The following is a 15,549-nucleotide window of genomic DNA, read 5'->3' as shown; positions in this document are numbered from 1 at the left end:
GTGAAGCCCGTCATCGCCGCCGCGGCGGCCAAACGCGCCAACGCCTCCGTCATGGGCATGATCATCGCCCTGGTGGTGAGCATCGCCGCGTTCCTGCCGATCGTCCTCATGAACCCCTCCCCCAAGGCCGACGGCTACCGGCCCAACATCAACGTCAGTGCCATCGCACAGAACGCCGCGGGTGTGGCGGGGTTCACACCTGTGGCGGCCGATACCGGCGACACATTTCGCGCCAACTACGCCCGCTGGCAGTCCAGCGCCGGCAGCGGCGTCCCCGCCTGGGAAGTCGGGTATCTGACGCCCAAGGAATCCTTCATCGCCCTGGTGCAGGCCCGCGAGGCCAACCCCACGTGGCTGCTGCAGCAGACCAACAACGCGCCGGTAACCGGCACCCGTAACGCGGGCAGCCGGGACTGGGAACTGCGTGACACCGGCAAGGGCGAGAAATCCATGGTGCTGACCGAACGCGGCACCACCGTGATCCTGTCCGGATCCGCGACGCTGGAGGAGTTCTCCACCCTGGCCGACGCAGTGGTGAAGTCGCTTGAAAGCAATCCTCCCGCCGGGGCACGGTCCAGCACGCCGGGCGCAACAGTTTCCCCTTCGGCCACCCCTTCACCGTAAAGTGGCCACGTGGCTACTTATCTGACTCCCGCGCTCGCCTGGCAACGTCTCCGTGAAGGCAACAAGCGTTTTGTCGCCGGCACGTCATCACACCCCAACCAGGACGCGTCGCGGCGCTCGTCGCTGGTAGAAAACCAGCACCCCTTCGCCGTCATCTTCGGCTGCGCCGACTCCAGGCTCGCCGCCGAAATCATCTTCGACCTGGGCCTCGGGGACGCATTTGTCGTCCGCACCGCCGGCCAGGTGATCGACGATGCCGTGCTCGGCTCGCTGGAATACAGCGTCAGCGAACTGGACGTCCCGCTGATCGTCGTCCTGGGCCACGACAACTGCGGTGCCGTCACCGTGACCAAGGCGGCCGTTGAAACAGGTCAGATGCCGGTCGGATTCATGCGCAGCCTGGTGGAGCGGATCACCCCGTCCGTACTGACCTCGCTGCGTAACAATCAGACCGACATCAACGACATGGTGGTCGAAAACGTCAAGCAGACCTCGCAGAGGCTCGTGGACAGTTCCCGGGTGATTTCGGGCGCCATCGACAGCGGCCGCACTGCCGTGATCGGTCTCGCATACAGCCTTAATGACGGCAGGGCCGACCTCGTCTCCAGCATCGGCCGGCTATAAACCCCGGCGCCCGGCCCTTGCAGGCCGTTCACGGTTTTCGATGGGACTCCCACTCCCAATAAGCTAGCCCCATGACTTCCACAGATGAGTTGAACACCGAAGAGTTCCGCATTGAACACGACACGATGGGCGAAGTCCGCGTTCCCGTGAACGCCCTGTACCGCGCACAGACGCAGCGTGCAGTCGAGAACTTCCCGATCTCGGGCAAGACCCTGGAGCGCGCCCACATCGAAGCCCTGGCCCGGGTGAAGAAGGCTGCCGCCCAGGCGAACGCCGAACTGGGGGTGCTCGACGGCGAGCTCGCCCAGGCGATCGCCGACGCCGCCGACCAGGTCGCGGCGGGCAAGTACGACGGCGACTTCCCGATTGACGTCTTCCAGACCGGGTCCGGCACGTCCTCGAACATGAACACCAACGAGGTCATCGCCGAGCTCGCCTCGCGGGCCCTCAAGTCCGCCGGCAGTGACAAAGTTGTCCACCCGAACGACCACGTCAACGCTTCACAGTCCTCCAACGACGTCTTCCCGACCTCCGTGCACGTTGCCGCCACGTCCGCGCTGATCAATGACCTGATCCCGGCCCTCGGCTACCTGGCCGGGTCGCTGGAGCGCAAGGCTGCCGAATTCAAGGACGTCGTGAAGTCCGGCCGCACGCACCTCATGGACGCCACCCCCGTCACCCTGGGCCAGGAATTTGGCGGCTACGCCGCCCAGGTCCGCTACGGCATCGAGCGCATCAATGCCTCCCTCCCCCGCGTCGCCGAGGTCCCGCTTGGCGGAACCGCTGTGGGCACCGGCATCAACACGCCGGCCGGCTTCCCCGAGCGCGTGATCGAACTGCTGGCGGCCGACACCGGGCTGCCCCTGACCGAGGCCCGCGACCACTTCGAGGCCCAGGCCAACCGGGACGGGCTCATCGAAGCCTCCAGCCAGCTGCGCAATATTGCGATCTCCTTCATGAAGATCAACAACGACCTGCGCTGGATGGGCTCCGGCCCCAACACCGGCCTCGGCGAAATCGCGATCCCGGACCTGCAGCCCGGCTCCTCGATCATGCCCGGCAAGGTCAACCCGGTCATCTGCGAAGCTTCCATCATGGTTTGCGCCCAGGTGATCGGCAACGACACCGCCATCGCGTGGTCCGGCACCAACGGCGCATTCGAACTCAACGTCGGCATCCCGGTCATGGCCGCCAACCTCCTTGAATCCGTGCGCCTGCTGGCCAACACCAGCCGCGTCATGGCCGACAAGATGATCGACGGCATCACCGCCAACGTGGAGCGCGCCCGCTTCCTCGCGGAGGCCTCGCCGTCGATCGTGACCCCGCTGAACAAGTTCATCGGTTACGAGAACGCCGCGAAGATCGCCAAGAAGGCCGTGGCCGAGGGCCTGACCATCCGCGAAACCGTCGTCTCCATGGGCTTCCTCGAGCGCGGCGAACTGACCGAGGAGCAGCTGGACACGGCCCTGGACGTCATGTCCATGACGCGCCCGCCGCACAAGGCGTAGCGGCTCCGGGCGGCGACGCCCCCCCTGTTGGGACCATCCGCGGCCGGCACCTTTCCTGGAAGGGTGCCGGCCGCCGGCATGTCTGCACCCTGGAATCGGGGCGGTTCCCCGCTCGTGCCCGTCCGTCGGCAACGGCCATCTTTTGCACTATTAGGTAATAAGTGCAAAAATACACTCTATGGAAAACAGTGCAACTAACACGGGGGGCCTCCGCGAGCGCAAGCGGGCCGCAACACGGGCGAGCATCACCGCCGTCGCGCGTTCCCTGACCGCCGAACGCGGCCTCAGCGGCTACACCGTGGAGGAAGTCTGCGAGCGGGCGGGCATCTCCCGCCGGACCTTCTTCAACTACTTCCCCGCCAAGGAAGACGCGATCCTCGGCCACGTCGATGACGATTTTCCGGAAGGGGTGGTGGCACGGTTCATGGCAGGCGGCGCAGGATCGCCTCCCGGCGAAATATCGGCCTCACTCCTCGACGACCTCGTGCGGCTGTCCCTCGATCTGTCCGAACGGATGAGCGGTTCCGAGGAAGAGACCCGCCAGCTGATCGGCGTGATCAAGAAGGAGCCGCAGCTGATGCTCCGGATCATCGGCGCCACCGAGGAACGCGAGGCAGAGTTCGCCCGGCTGCTCGCGGCCAGGGAAGGCGTCGCTGCCGACCATCCCGTGGTCCGCATGGCCGTTGTCCTCCTGGGCAACGTTGCCCGGAAAACCAGCGCCGACTACTTCTCCGAAGGCAACACCCGCCCGTACAGGGCCATGTTGCTGGAAAACATTGCCGCCGCCCGCACACTCTTCTCCCTGCCGTTCACCATGTCCCCATCCGATACCTCCGGCTCCGGGACCGCTTACTCCGACACTGCCCAGTTCAACCCTTCCGAAGGAGCGCAATGAGCGCCGCCGTCAGCACCAAACCAGCAGCCGAGCCGCTGCTGCTGACCCAGAAACGCATCTGGATCATCTTCTCCGCCCTCATCGCGGGCATGCTGCTCTCCAGCCTTGACCAGACCATCGTGTCCACCGCCATGCCCACGATCGTCGGCAAGCTCGGCGGCGTGGAACACCAGGCCTGGATCACCACGGCCTACCTGCTGGCCACCACCATCGTCATGCCGATCTACGGAAAGTTCGGCGATATCCTGGGGCGCCGGAACCTGTTCCTCGTCGCCATCGGACTCTTCACGCTCGCCTCCGTCGGCTGCGCCCTCGCCACGGACTTCTGGGGCTTCGTGATCTTCCGTGCCGTCCAGGGTCTCGGCGGCGGCGGCCTGATGATTCTGTCCCAGGCCATCATCGCCGACATCGTTCCGGCCAAGGAGCGCGGCAAGTACATGGGCCCGCTGGGTGCCATCTTCGGCCTCTCCGCCGTCGCCGGGCCCCTGCTGGGCGGTTTCTTCGTGGACCACCTGACCTGGGAATGGGCCTTCTACATCAACATCCCGATCGGCATCGCCGCGTTCACCATTGCCTGGTTCACCCTGACGCTGCCCAACAAGAAGGCCGAGAAACGGATCGACATCCTGGGCGTGCTGCTGCTCTCCGCGGCCACCACGTGCCTGATTTTCTTCACCGACTTCGGCGGCAAAAAAGACGAGGGCTGGGATTCGCCGCTGACGTGGGCCTTCGGCGCCGGGCTGGTGCTCGCCGCAACCGCCTTCGTCCTGGTGGAACGCCGGGCCGAGGACCCCATCATTCCGTTGAGCCTGTTCAAGAACCGCATCTTCGTGAACTCCACCGCCATCGGCTTCACCCTGGGCCTGGGCATGTTCGCGGCGATCGCCTTCGTCCCGACCTTCCTGCAGATGTCCTCCGGGACCTCCGCCGCCGAATCCGGCCTGCTGATGCTGCCCATGATGGTAGGGCTCATGGGCATGGCCATCTTCTCCGGCATCCGCATCTCCAAGACCGGCAAGTACAAGCTGTTCCCGGTCCTCGGTGCCACCCTGACCATCGCGGCAATGCTGTGGTTGACCACGCTCACGGCTGCCACCCCCATCTGGGTCATCTGCGTGCAGCTGTTCATCTTCGGCGCCGGCCTGGGCTCGATCATGCAGGTGATTGTCCTCGTGGTGCAGAACTCCGTGCCTGCAGACCAGATCGGCACGGCAACGAGCACCAACAACTACTTCCGTGAGGTCGGCGCATCCCTCGGCGTCGCAGTGTTCGGCTCCATCTTCACCACCCGGCTCTCCGAGTCCCTGACGAACGCCTTCACCGGCGCGGGGGCGTCCGCTGAGCAGGCGTCGCAGTCCACCCGGACGATGGACCCGCAGATGCTCAGCCAACTCCCGGCGCAGCTCAAGGATGCGATCGTCAACGCCTACGCGGACTCGCTGGCCCCGGTCTTCTGGTACCTGCTGCCGTTCCTGGGCATCGCCCTGATCCTGGCCCTGACCCTCAAGCAGATCCCGCTCTCGGACACCGCCGGCATGGTGGCCCGCGGAGAAGCAGTCGGCGGAGAGGAAGCCGAGCGGCTCGAGGCGGAACGGGCGGCAGCCCGCCACGGCACCGAAAGCTCGGAGGACCCGAACCGCGACGAGCCGGAAGGGCCCGCCGCGCACAGCAACGCCGACGAGCCCAGCCGCGACGACGCGTTCACCAGCCTGCGCGGCTGACGGTCCGGTTTCGGCCCGCCCGCCGGCGCCCGCCAGCGGGTGCCGGCCAGCGCCAGCCAGGGACGCCGCAATCTTTGGGGGTTGCGGCGCCCCTGCTGCGTGCCGGGCCGGTCAGGGCCGGCAGCCCGGTGTGGGGTCAGCGGCGGTAGTGGACGTCGCCGGCGGGGTCGGCGGCCCGCCGGATCATCTCCAGATGCCCGGGCATGAGCTCCGGGAAGTCCTCCGGATGGAACCATCCGACGTCGAGGGATTCGTCGTCGTTGACCCTGGCCTCTCCCGAGACGAAACGGCAGCGGAACACCAGGGTCAGGAACTGGCACACGTCGCCGTTGGGATAGCGGACCGGACCCACAGCATCCACCGACACCAGCCGTTGCACCGCGGCCACCACGCCGGTCTCTTCGAGGATCTCCCGCAGCAGGCCCGGCGCCGGGTCCTCGCCCGGTTCCAGGATCCCGGTGATCAGGCCCCACTGCCGGTTATCGGCGCGCTGGCCGAGCAGGACCCGGCCGGCGCCGTCGAACACCACTGCCCTGACGCCGGGCAGCCAGAGGGCCTCGTGTCCGATCTTCTCGCGCAGTTTCAGGATGAAATCCGGGGTGGCCATGCCGTGTCGGCCTAACTGGCCGGAATCAGCAGCATGGCGGCCGCCGTGCCGGCCAGCATGAACGGCCCGAAGGGAATGGCCGACTGCAAATTGCCGCGCCGCGCCGCGAGTATTCCGAGGCTCCACAGCCCGCCGAGGACGAACGCGGCAAAGGTCCCGGCCATGACGTGCCCCCAGCCCAGGAATCCCAGGTACATTCCCAGGACGCCTGCGAGCTTCACGTCGCCGAATCCCATTCCCGGCGGATACACCGCGTGCAGGAGGAAGTAGAAGAGCCAGAGGGCCGCCCCGCCGGCGAGGACACGCAGCCCCGGCACACCGAACACTCCGGCGTCCGCCGTGCCGGCAACGTCCTGGCCGCCGGGAAGCAGCTGGCTGGCGGCCGCGCCCAGCAGGAGGACTCCGGCGATCGCATAGGACGGAAACACAATCCTGTCCGGGAGCAGGTGGTGCCGGACATCGATGACGGTGAGCCGGATGGCCATCACAAAGAAATAGGCGCACGCGGCCAGGGCAAGCCAGAAGGCCAGCGGGTTGGCGGCGCCCAGGGTGCCGAGTCGTTCGATCACTCTCGGATGCTACTGGATATTCGTCCGGCCCGGCGGTCCCCGCGCGTAAACTGTGGATATGGCCGCATGGGACAGCAGGAACGGGCGCGGGCCGCTCGCGCCCCGCGGCCCGGCGAATCCGGCTGCGGCCTTCCGGCACCTGTGCCGGTCCTCGCCCTGGAAGTGGCAGTCACTGAGGTTCGAGTACCTGGACCGGCCGCTCACGAGTTCCGCAAGCTCCCCTACGGCCCTGCCCGACGGCCTCATCAGGGCGTGGCTGCGCAGGCCCGGCGCCTTGCGGCTGGAGACCGCCGACGGGCTGGTGATCGCCAGCACCACCGGCATCAACGATTCACGCGGCGGCTTCTATGTCAGTTCCACGAGGAAGACCTGGCTCCTGCCGCCGCATCTGGTCACCCCGGTGTACGACGACGACGGCCTGGTGCGCCGCCGCCCGGAGGCAGCCTACGGCGAGCCGTCCTTCGGGAACGGCCGGTTCGCCGCAGCCCTGGACCCGGTGGAGCTCGCAGGCAACTCCCCTGTCCCGCTGGAGTTCCCCAACGCCAACGCCGTGGAGCTTGGCCCCATCACGGAGGTTGACCACGAGGGCCGGCCCGCCCTGGAAACCACGGTCAGCCCGAACCCCTCGTACCGCCCAGCCGATCCGGCTGCCCCGCTCTGCCGGCCCGGACGCACGCTGCTGAGGATCGACGCCGGCACGGGCGTCTGCGTTGCGAGCCGCTGGCTGGACGAGCCGGGAGCCGGCGACGGGCCGGCCGGCTACGGCCACTGGCTCAGGATCCTGGGCGTGGACGAATACATGCTCGATGACCTGTTCCTCGCCGAATCGATGAACCTCACCGACGTCCGTCGCCACATCAGCTGGGACGTTCCCGCGGAATAGCCGGTCTGTGACTGGCATCCGGCCGCCGGCACCGTTAGGCTTCCTGCGATGACTGGACCTGCCGACTACTGGCCCCCTTTCGGCCTGACCCTGACCACGCCGCACCTGGAGCTGCGCCCCATCCGCGACGAGGAAATTCCGGCCGCGGTCGAGGCCTCCCTGGGCGGCGTTCACGAGCCGGGCCGGAACCCGTTCAGCAACCCCTGGACCGAAGCCCCGCCCAACGAGCTCGGAACCAACATGGCGCAGTGGTACTGGCGGTGCCGCGGCAGCATGAGCCCCCGGGATTGGACCCTGCTGCTCGGCATCTGGCACGACGGCGAGTTCATTGGCTGCCAGGACATCGCGGCCAAGGACTTCGCCACGCGGAAGACGGTCACCACGGGCTCCTGGCTCCGCCAGAGCGCCCAAGGCCGCGGCCTCGGCAAGGAGATGCGGGCCGCCGTCGCCCTCTATGCCTTCGACTGGCTCGGCGCAGAAGTGGCGGAATCCGAGGCCGCCGCCTGGAACCAGCAGTCCCTGGGCGTCTCACGTTCCCTCGGCTACGAGCTCAACGGCGTCACCCGCGCCGTGTGGGGCGGCAAGGCCCAGGAGGTCCAAAACGTCCGCCTCACCCCCGCCACCTTCAAACGCCCGGACTGGCAGCTGCAGGTACAGGGCCACGACGCCACAGCGAAGTACCTGGGCATCAAGAAATAGCCCAATCGGGCCCGCGGCGACCCGCCGTCGCTTAGACACCTCCCGTCGCTGTGTTGCCGTGGTTGGGTTTGCCGGGCCCGCGGCAACCCGCCGTCGCTTAGACACCTCCCGTCGCTACGCTGCGGTCGCTGGGCGACCTTCGCTTCGCTTTGGTCGGCGATGCGCTCCTTAGCGGGACACCGCAGCCCCGCTAAGGTCACCCTCGCGAGAAGGCAGCCAGCCAACAGCGAAAGAAGTGCCGGGACGCGGTCTTTCGTAGAGGAGCGCATCGCGGCGCATCGGGCCCCGGAGGTCGCCCAGCGACCGCAGCGGGTCCCATGCGACGTGTCTAAGCGACGGCGAAAGGCCGTGGCCCGGCAGCCAACCCCGGCAACCCAACAACGGCGAAGGGCCGTGGCCCGGCAAAACCGGACCACGGCCCCAAACCGGAACGGGCTTAGATCTCTGCCCCCTCCAGCAGCTCCGTCACCAGTGCCGCGATCGGCGAACGCTCCGAGCGGGTGAGCGTGATGTGGCCGAACAGCGGGTGCCCTTTCAGCGTCTCGACGACGGCCGCCACGCCGTCGTGCCGTCCGACCCGCAGGTTGTCCCGCTGGGCGACGTCGTGCGTGAGGACAATCTTCGAGTTCTGCCCGATCCGGCTCATCACCGTCAGCAGCACATTCTTCTCCAGCGACTGCGCCTCGTCGACGATCACGAACGCGTCGTGCAGCGAGCGTCCGCGGATGTGGGTCAGCGGCATGACCTCAAGCATGCCCCGGTCCATCACTTCCTCCACGACCTCCTGGCTGACCAGCGCGCCCAGGGTGTCAAAGACGGCCTGCGCCCAGGGGTTCATCTTTTCCGCTTCGGATCCGGGCAGGTAGCCCAGCTCCTGGCCGCCCACCGCGTACAGGGGCCGGAAGACGATCACCTTGCGGTGTTCCCGGCGCTCCAGGACGGCTTCGAGCCCGGCGCACAGGGCCAGCGCGGACTTGCCCGTGCCGGCGCGGCCGCCGAGGGACACGATGCCGACCGACGGGTCCATCAGGAGGTCGATCGCCAGCCGCTGCTCGGCCGAGCGGCCGTGGAGCCCGAAGACGTCGCGGTCGCCCTTGACGAGCCGGACCTGCTTGTCCGCCCCTACCCGCCCGAGGGCCGAGCCGCGGCTGGAAAGCAGGACCAGCCCGGTGTTGGTCGGCATCTCGGCCGCGGCCGGGATGAAAACCGGCTCGTGCCCGTAGAGGGTCGCAACCTCGTCCTCACCCGCGTCCAGCTCCGCGACGCCGGTCCAGCCGGAGTCCTTGACGAGTTCATTGCGGTATTCGTCGGCCAGCAGCCCCATCGCGGAGGCCTTGACGCGCATCGGCAGGTCCTTGGACACCACCGTCACGTCGCGGCCCTCGTTGGCCAGGTTCTTGGCCACCGCGAGGATGCGGCTGTCATTATCCACCCCGCGGAAGCCGGCGGGCAGCACCTCGGCGGAGATGTGGTTCAGCTCCACCATGAGCGTGCCGCCGTCGGGGCCAAGCGGGATGGGACGGTCCAGGCCGCCGTGCTCGAGCCGCAGGTCATCGAGCAGCCGGAGCGCCTTGCGCGCGAAGTAACCCAGCTCCGGGTCGTGGCGCTTTCCTTCGAGCTCGGTGATGACGACAATCGGCAGGATGACCTCATGCTCGGCGAAGCGCAGGAGGGCCCGCGGATCGGAGAGCAGCACGGAGGTGTCGATCACGAAACTGCGGGCCGTGCCCCGGCTCCCTGTTCCTTCCCCGGAAACAGCAAGACCGGCCGCAGCGGAATCTGCTGCACCGGTCTTTGAGGTGGCTCGCTTGGCGCGAGAGGTAGCTTTCTGTCCCTGATCGGAAATGACGTCGGGCAGTTGCTCAGAAATAGCCACATCGACTCCAGCCCCGGGGCAATGCCCGGAATTGTTATTGGTGAGGCGGCTCGGCCTGGAGGCCGGACGCGGCCTCCCATACACCCGGTGCGAAAATCCGCTCCATGTACTGGCCTCCCCGATCGGCCGGCGAATTGCCCGCCGATGGGATTAACGTACGTCTCCGGGAGTGGTTTTGTCCGATTATTTTCCGGCGATTCTTGTTGCTTTCTTGTGAACTCCGCGTGAACGGCTCAGGCGCCGAAGCGGCGCTGCCTGCCGGCGTAATCGCGCAGGGCGCGCAGGAAATCAACCTTGCGGAACGCCGGCCACAAGGCCTCGCAGAAGTAGAACTCACTGTACGCGCTTTGCCACATGAGGAACCCGGACAGCCGCTGTTCCCCGGAGGTCCGGATCACCAGCTCAGGATCCGGCTGGCCCCGAGTGTAGAGGAAGCGGGAGATGTCATCCACGGTGAGATCGTCGGCCAGTTTTCCGATGTCCGCACCCCGGGCGACGGCGTCGTGCAGCAGTTCCCGGACGGCGTCGACAATCTCCCGCCGTCCGCCGTAGCCGACGGCGACATTGACGTGCAGCCTTTCGTGCGCGGGCGTGCGCGCCGTGAGCTTGTTCAACCGCTCGGCGAGATAGTCCGGCAGCAGTTCGGGGGCGCCCATGGCGTGCACCGAAATGTTGGCGTCCTCGTCCAGCCGGTCCAGGGTGTTGGCGATGATACCCATCAGGAGGTCGAGTTCCTCGCCGGAGCGGTTCATGTTGTCCGTGGAGAGCATGTACAAGGTGACCACCTTGATGCCCAACTCCTGGCACCAGCCGAGGAATTCGTGGATCTTGTCCGCGCCGGCCTGGTGTCCCTGGCTTGTGGGGGCGTTGAACTGGCGGGCCCAGCGCCGGTTCCCGTCGACCATGACGCCGACGTGGCGGGGGATCCGCTCCGGGTCGAGGGAGCGCTGCAGTTTGCGCTCGTAAAAGCCGTAGAGGAGCCCGGGCATTTCCATCCGGAGGTTCACCTGGCTTCCTTGAGGTACTTGTTCAGTGCACATCCTAGGCTACCTGCCGGCGGGCCTTGCCGGGTGCAGGTCCGCCACCAGGCAGCCCCGGAGTGTTTGTTACTCGCCGGTAACTTACTAGGGCGTAGGTTATTATTGCGGCATGGAAAGCAACAGTCTTGAGCCCCGGCCGGAGCCTCCGCCGAAACGGGGAACCCCGGTGGACGACGCCGCGGTGAGACTTGCCGAACTGCTGATGATCAAGCCCAAATGGCGAGGCTGGATCCACACCGTGACCGCTCCGCTGGCGCTGGCCGCCGGGCTGGTGCTGGTGATCCTGGCGCCGCCGGACCTGAAGGTCGCCTGCGCCGTCTATGCCGTCACCGGGGTCCTGCTGTTCGGCGTCAGCGCCGTCTATCACCGCGGGAACTGGTCACCGCGCGTGAAGATCGTCCTGAAGCGGCTGGACCACACGAACATCATGCTGGTGATCGCCGGAAGCTACACGCCGCTCGCCTGGGCCCTGCTGGACCGGCAGAAGGCCGAAGTGCTGTTGTGGGTCATCTGGTCCGGTGCCATCCTCGGCGTGCTGTTCCGCCTGCTGTGGACCGACGCCCCGCGGTGGCTCTACGTGCCGATCTACATCGCGCTGGGCTGCGGGTCGCTGTTCTATCTTCCGGACTTCTTCGCCGCCAATGTTGCCTCGGCGGTGCTGATCTGCGTCGGCGGCGTCCTGTACATCACCGGGGCTGTCTTCTATGCGCTGAAGAAACCAAACTTCAGTTACGAGCACTTCGGCTTCCACGAACTCTTCCATGCCCTGACGGTCTTTGCCTTCGCCGCGCACTACATCGCCATTGCCATCGCGGTCCTGGGCTGACTCCGCCGGGCCTTGGGCTCAGGACTGCCACTGGCTCTCGGCACCCCGCGGATTCTCCCCACCTTTGAGGCAGGGACGCCGCGGCTCACCGGCGGTTCGGCCCGACACGCCGGGCGCCGACTTCAAAGGTGGGGAATTTCAGCGTCGAGGGCCGGCTCAGCCGTGCCGCCCTGCCGCGATGAGCTCGGGGAGACGCCGCATGTCTGAAAAGACGGTGGTCCCGGGACCGGCCAGGCGCGCGGCCGGCGTGACACCCCCGGCGTACGCGAAAACGTGCATTCCGGCCGCCCGGGCGGCCTGGACGCCGTAGGCACTGTCCTCGACGACGGCGCAGCGTCCGGGCGCGGTGTTGAGGCTTGCGGCGGCGTGGAGGAACAGGTCCGGGGCCGGTTTGCCGTTGGCGACCTCCGTGGCGCTGTAAATGCGGCCCTGGAAGCGGGGCAGCAGCCCGGTCTTGCCAAGGGTCCGGTGCATCTTGTCGTGGCTGCCGCTGGAGGCCACACAATGCGGCAGGGACAGCCGGTCCAGTGCCTCCTCGATGCCGTCGACCGCTTCGAGGTCGCGCTCAAACGCCTCCTGGTACCAGCGCCCGTAGTCCTGGTCCCAGCCGTCGGCCAGCCGGACACCGAGCTGTTGTTCAACCGCGGCGACAAAGTGCGCCTCGGACTTTCCGACGAACCGTTCCACGATTTCCTCGAGTTCCAGGTCCCAGCCAAGATCTGCCAGCACGCGCTGGTCCACCCGGATGGCGATCACCTCGGAATCAACCAGCACCCCGTCGCAATCGAACACCACCAGCTCAAAACCGTCCGGACCAGTCATGAGGACATCCTAGCCAGCCGCTCGCGCATCTCTTCGACCGAACCCGTCGGTAGGTCACAGACCATGCCACGGCACAGGAACACCTGTGGGCCACCGTCCGGACCCGCGCCGCGGCCCCGCAGCAGCGGCACTGGCCGGGCGGCGCCGTCGTCCTGGACCGCGATCACCAGCCCGGGGCTGGCCGAGAGCAGCAGCTCCCGGTGCAGCGCGGCCCGATCCGGGATGTCCGGCCCGGCGACGGCGGCCTCGACCGGACCGGCGAGGGCGGCCTGGGCGGTCGCGAGCAGCCAGCCGGCAGCGCGGGGCGCCCGGACCGCGAGCGGAGGCAGCAGCAGGGCGAGGATGTTGGCCGCCAGGGTGCGGTGTTCGGAAGAGCCGGACAGGGCCGAGTGGGTCAGCAGGGCACCGGCCAGTGCGGCGGCGCCGCTGGGGGTGGCACTGTCGAACAGCTCCAGACCGTCCCGGCCGCCCTGGGCGGCCGTGACCTGCACCGACTCCCCGGCCGCGTCCCTCAGGCTGCCGTCGGCTGCGAACCGCCCGCAGGCAGCCTCCAGGATGGCCTCGGCCAGCTCATACCAGCGGGTGTGCCCGGTAACCCCATAGAGCGCGAACAGCCCCTCGGCGCAGAAGGCGTAGTCCTCCAGCAAGCCGCCGATTCCGCGCGCCGCCCCGTCGTGGGAAACGCGCATGAGCCTGCCGGGGCCGTCCGCCGGCCGCCAGTGCACGCGTTCAAGGTAGTCCGCGATCCGTTCCGCGGCGTCCACAAGCTCAGGACGGGCCAGGACGGCACCGGCGTCGGCGAGGGCCGCGACGGCGAGCCCGTTCCAGCCGGCCACCACCTTGTCATCCCGGCCGGGCTGGGGCCGTCCGTTGCGCGCCTGCGCCAGCAGCGGCCCCGCCCGCTGCCATAGCGCGGCGTCCCCGCCGGTTACCGCCCGGCCCGGATGCAGCGGCGAACCGTCGGCGCTCACGCTTCCGGGCGTGCGGACGTTCATGAGGGCCGCCACGGCGGCGCCGTCGGCCGGTCCCAGGAGCGCCTTGAGCTCCTCGGGGGTCCACAGGTAGCTGGCCCCCTCGGCGTGCACGCCGTCGACGACCGTATCGGCGTCCAGGGACGACGCCAGGGCCACGACCCCCGCGTCCGGGTCCGTTGCAGGGCCCGTCGCGGGGCCTGTTGCAGGATCAGGCGTCAGCCCGAGGCGGGCCAGGAGCCAGTCGGCGGTGTGCCCGGCGATCCTTGCGGCCTCGGCCGCCGGGTACTCGGGCGTGCCGCCCAGCCGGACCCAGTGGGCATAGACGCGCAGCAACTGGGCGTTGTCGTAGAGCATCTTCTCGAAATGTGGAACGGACCAGTCGCGGGTCACCGAATAGCGGGCGAAGCCGCCGTCGAGCTGGTCGAACAACGCCGAGCGGGACATGGCCGCAAGGGTCCGCCCGGCCATGTCACGGGCCGCGGCGGCGGTGTCCGGGGCCGCGGCTGTCGAGGGCACCGCGGCGTGCCGGATCAGGAATTCGAGCACGGCCGCGGGCGGGAACTTCGGCGCCCCGCCAAAACCGCCATAGGCCTCGTCCTCGGAGCCGGACAGGGAGGCAACGGCAACGCCCAGGAGCGCGGCGTCCAGGGGCTCGGGCGGCCCGTCAAGGCGCAGGGCGGCGGCCGGTTGGGACGCGGCGATGCCGCGCGCCAGGGTGGCTGCGTTGGCCTCGACGGCGCCGCGGCGTTCCGTCCAGGCCTCGCTCACGGCCTCAAGGACCTGCCGGAAGGACGGACGGCCCGGCATGGGCCGGGGCGGGAAGTAGGTCCCGGCATGGAAGGCCCGGCCATCGGGCAGGAGGAAAACGGACATCGGCCAGCCGCCCTCGCCGCTGATCGCCTGCGTGGCGGCCATGTAGACGGCGTCGACGTCGGGGCGCTCCTCGCGGTCCACCTTGATGGAGACGAAGTGGGCGTTCAGGTAGTCGGCGGTGCCTTGGTCCTCGAAGGATTCATGCGCCATGACGTGGCACCAGTGGCAGGCCGCGTAGCCGATTGAGAGGAACACCGGCACGTCCCGGGCGGTCGCTGCGGCGAAGGCCGCGTCACCGAACGGCTGCCAGTGCACTGGGTTGCCAGCGTGCTGGCGCAGGTACGCAGAGGGTTCCGCCGCCAGGGCATTCGAGGCCCCGGACAGCGGGTTGGGGGAACCGCCGTCAGCGGTTTCCGGGTCCCGCATCGCCGTTGACTTCCGGCCGGGAAACCCCGCCGTCGGCGGGCAACGCCGTGCCGTCAGCGCGGAAGGCGGCGCCGTCGGCAGGGAACACGCCGCCCGGGGCCCCTGCTTCCCCGGATGCTTCCTCGGCGGCCGCCCGCTCGGCCTCCACCTGGGCACGGTAGCGGACCCGGCGGATACGCCGCACCATGTCAACGATCAGCAGCGCGGTCAACACCACGATGAAGGCGGTCAGCAGGAAGCCCAGCAGACCCGGGGTGACCTGGTCCTCGGACAGGCCCGGGCGCAGCGACGGCGTTGGGGTCGGCGCCGGGGTTGTTGCCAGAGCGATGAGCAAGGAGTGCACGGTGAAAACCTTCTGTGGAAACTGGTGTCTTTTCTACGGCGCCTTTTCTACCGCGTCTTTTCTACGCGGGATAGAAGAGCCCTTTCGTCTCTATCTTAGCCCGGCGAAGAGGTCCGTTTCGGGCAGTTCCGCCGGGATCCTGGACTCGATCAGGGAGTAGTCCTCCCACGGCCAGGCCTTGCGCTGCATGGCCGCGGAGACCGCGAAGAAGAATCCTTCCGGGTCCACCTGGGTGCGGTGGGAGCGGAGCGCGTCGTCGCGGGCTTCGAAGAAGTCCCCGCACTCGATCTGGGTGGTGG

Annotated in this window: 15 protein-coding genes and 1 pseudogene; 8 read left to right on the top strand and 8 right to left on the bottom strand. The window is 68.1% G+C overall.

Annotated features, from left to right (window positions below; genetic code table 11):
* The 5 genes from LQV16_RS20475 to LQV16_RS20455 all read left to right on the top strand — a co-directional run.
* Nucleotides 1-624: DUF4245 domain-containing protein (locus LQV16_RS20475; RefSeq protein WP_229995698.1), on the top strand; the 624-nt coding region annotated here is incomplete at its 5' end.
* A gap of 9 nt (nt 625-633) precedes the next feature.
* Nucleotides 634-1,248 (top strand): carbonic anhydrase, encoded by a 615-nt coding sequence (locus LQV16_RS20470; RefSeq protein WP_229995697.1) that lies wholly within the window; start codon nt 634-636, stop codon nt 1,246-1,248.
* Nucleotides 1,249-1,319: 71 nt separating this feature from the next.
* Nucleotides 1,320-2,756: a class II fumarate hydratase gene (locus tag LQV16_RS20465; RefSeq protein ID WP_229995696.1), complete on the top strand. Its 1,437-nt coding sequence runs from the start codon at nt 1,320-1,322 to the stop codon at nt 2,754-2,756.
* A gap of 178 nt (nt 2,757-2,934) precedes the next feature.
* Nucleotides 2,935-3,651, top strand: a complete 717-nt coding sequence (locus tag LQV16_RS20460; RefSeq protein ID WP_229995695.1) for a TetR/AcrR family transcriptional regulator — start codon at nt 2,935-2,937, stop codon at nt 3,649-3,651.
* Complete coding sequence (locus LQV16_RS20455) at nt 3,648-5,372, top strand: MDR family MFS transporter (RefSeq protein ID WP_229995694.1); 1,725 nt, start codon at nt 3,648-3,650, stop codon at nt 5,370-5,372. Before LQV16_RS20460 ends, LQV16_RS20455 begins: the two co-directional genes overlap by 4 nt.
* A gap of 136 nt (nt 5,373-5,508) precedes the next feature.
* Here the strand turns inward: LQV16_RS20455 and LQV16_RS20450 are convergent, their stop codons facing one another.
* Together LQV16_RS20450 and LQV16_RS20445 are read right to left on the bottom strand one after the other, a co-directional pair.
* Complete coding sequence (locus tag LQV16_RS20450) at nt 5,509-5,979, bottom strand: NUDIX domain-containing protein (protein WP_229995693.1); 471 nt, start codon at nt 5,977-5,979, stop codon at nt 5,509-5,511.
* Between the two features lie 11 nt (nt 5,980-5,990).
* A complete protein-coding gene (locus tag LQV16_RS20445) occupies nt 5,991-6,548 on the bottom strand; it encodes an A24 family peptidase (protein WP_229995692.1) in 558 nt (185 codons plus the stop codon).
* Between the two features lie 58 nt (nt 6,549-6,606).
* On the opposite strand from LQV16_RS20445, the gene LQV16_RS20440 reads away from it, so the two are divergent.
* Entirely contained in the window at nt 6,607-7,431 is an 825-nt protein-coding gene (locus LQV16_RS20440) for a hypothetical protein (protein WP_229995691.1), read from the top strand.
* Nucleotides 7,432-7,479: 48 nt separating this feature from the next.
* Nucleotides 7,480-8,130, top strand: coding sequence for a GNAT family protein (locus tag LQV16_RS20435; protein ID WP_229995690.1), 651 nt, complete (start codon nt 7,480-7,482; stop codon nt 8,128-8,130).
* A 436-nt stretch (nt 8,131-8,566) separates the two neighbouring features.
* On the opposite strand, the gene LQV16_RS20430 is transcribed toward LQV16_RS20435, so the two are convergent.
* Together LQV16_RS20430 and LQV16_RS20425 are read right to left on the bottom strand one after the other, a co-directional pair.
* The gene (locus tag LQV16_RS20430) at nt 8,567-10,006 is read right to left on the bottom strand and encodes a PhoH family protein (protein ID WP_229995689.1); all 1,440 of its coding nucleotides are present in this window, start codon (nt 10,004-10,006) and stop codon (nt 8,567-8,569) included.
* A 233-nt stretch (nt 10,007-10,239) separates the two neighbouring features.
* Complete coding sequence (locus LQV16_RS20425) at nt 10,240-11,001, bottom strand: isoprenyl transferase (RefSeq protein WP_229995699.1); 762 nt, start codon at nt 10,999-11,001, stop codon at nt 10,240-10,242.
* Between the two features lie 154 nt (nt 11,002-11,155).
* On the opposite strand from LQV16_RS20425, the gene LQV16_RS20420 reads away from it, so the two are divergent.
* Complete coding sequence (locus LQV16_RS20420; RefSeq protein WP_229995688.1) at nt 11,156-11,872, top strand: hemolysin III family protein; 717 nt, start codon at nt 11,156-11,158, stop codon at nt 11,870-11,872.
* Between the two features lie 156 nt (nt 11,873-12,028).
* Here LQV16_RS20420 and LQV16_RS20415 read toward each other — a convergent pair whose 3' ends face one another.
* The 4 genes and pseudogenes from LQV16_RS20415 to LQV16_RS20400 form a co-directional block, all read right to left on the bottom strand.
* Entirely contained in the window at nt 12,029-12,694 is a 666-nt protein-coding gene (locus LQV16_RS20415; protein ID WP_229995687.1) for an HAD family hydrolase, read from the bottom strand.
* Nucleotides 12,691-14,907, bottom strand: coding sequence for a thioredoxin domain-containing protein (locus LQV16_RS20410; RefSeq protein ID WP_229995686.1), 2,217 nt, complete (start codon nt 14,905-14,907; stop codon nt 12,691-12,693). The genes LQV16_RS20415 and LQV16_RS20410 overlap by 4 nt, the downstream gene beginning before the upstream one ends.
* Entirely contained in the window at nt 14,885-15,250 is a 366-nt protein-coding gene (locus LQV16_RS20405; RefSeq protein ID WP_229995685.1) for a hypothetical protein, read from the bottom strand. Before LQV16_RS20405 ends, LQV16_RS20410 begins: the two co-directional genes overlap by 23 nt.
* Nucleotides 15,251-15,340: 90 nt before the next feature.
* Nucleotides 15,341-15,549, bottom strand: a pseudogene (locus LQV16_RS20400) (mycothiol conjugate amidase Mca); the annotation flags it as partial.

It is taken from the genome of Arthrobacter sp. Bi26, from assembly GCF_918697925.1.
Taxonomy (GTDB): Bacteria; Actinomycetota; Actinomycetes; order Actinomycetales; family Micrococcaceae; genus Arthrobacter.
This window is presented reverse-complemented; position numbering and strand designations above follow the sequence as displayed.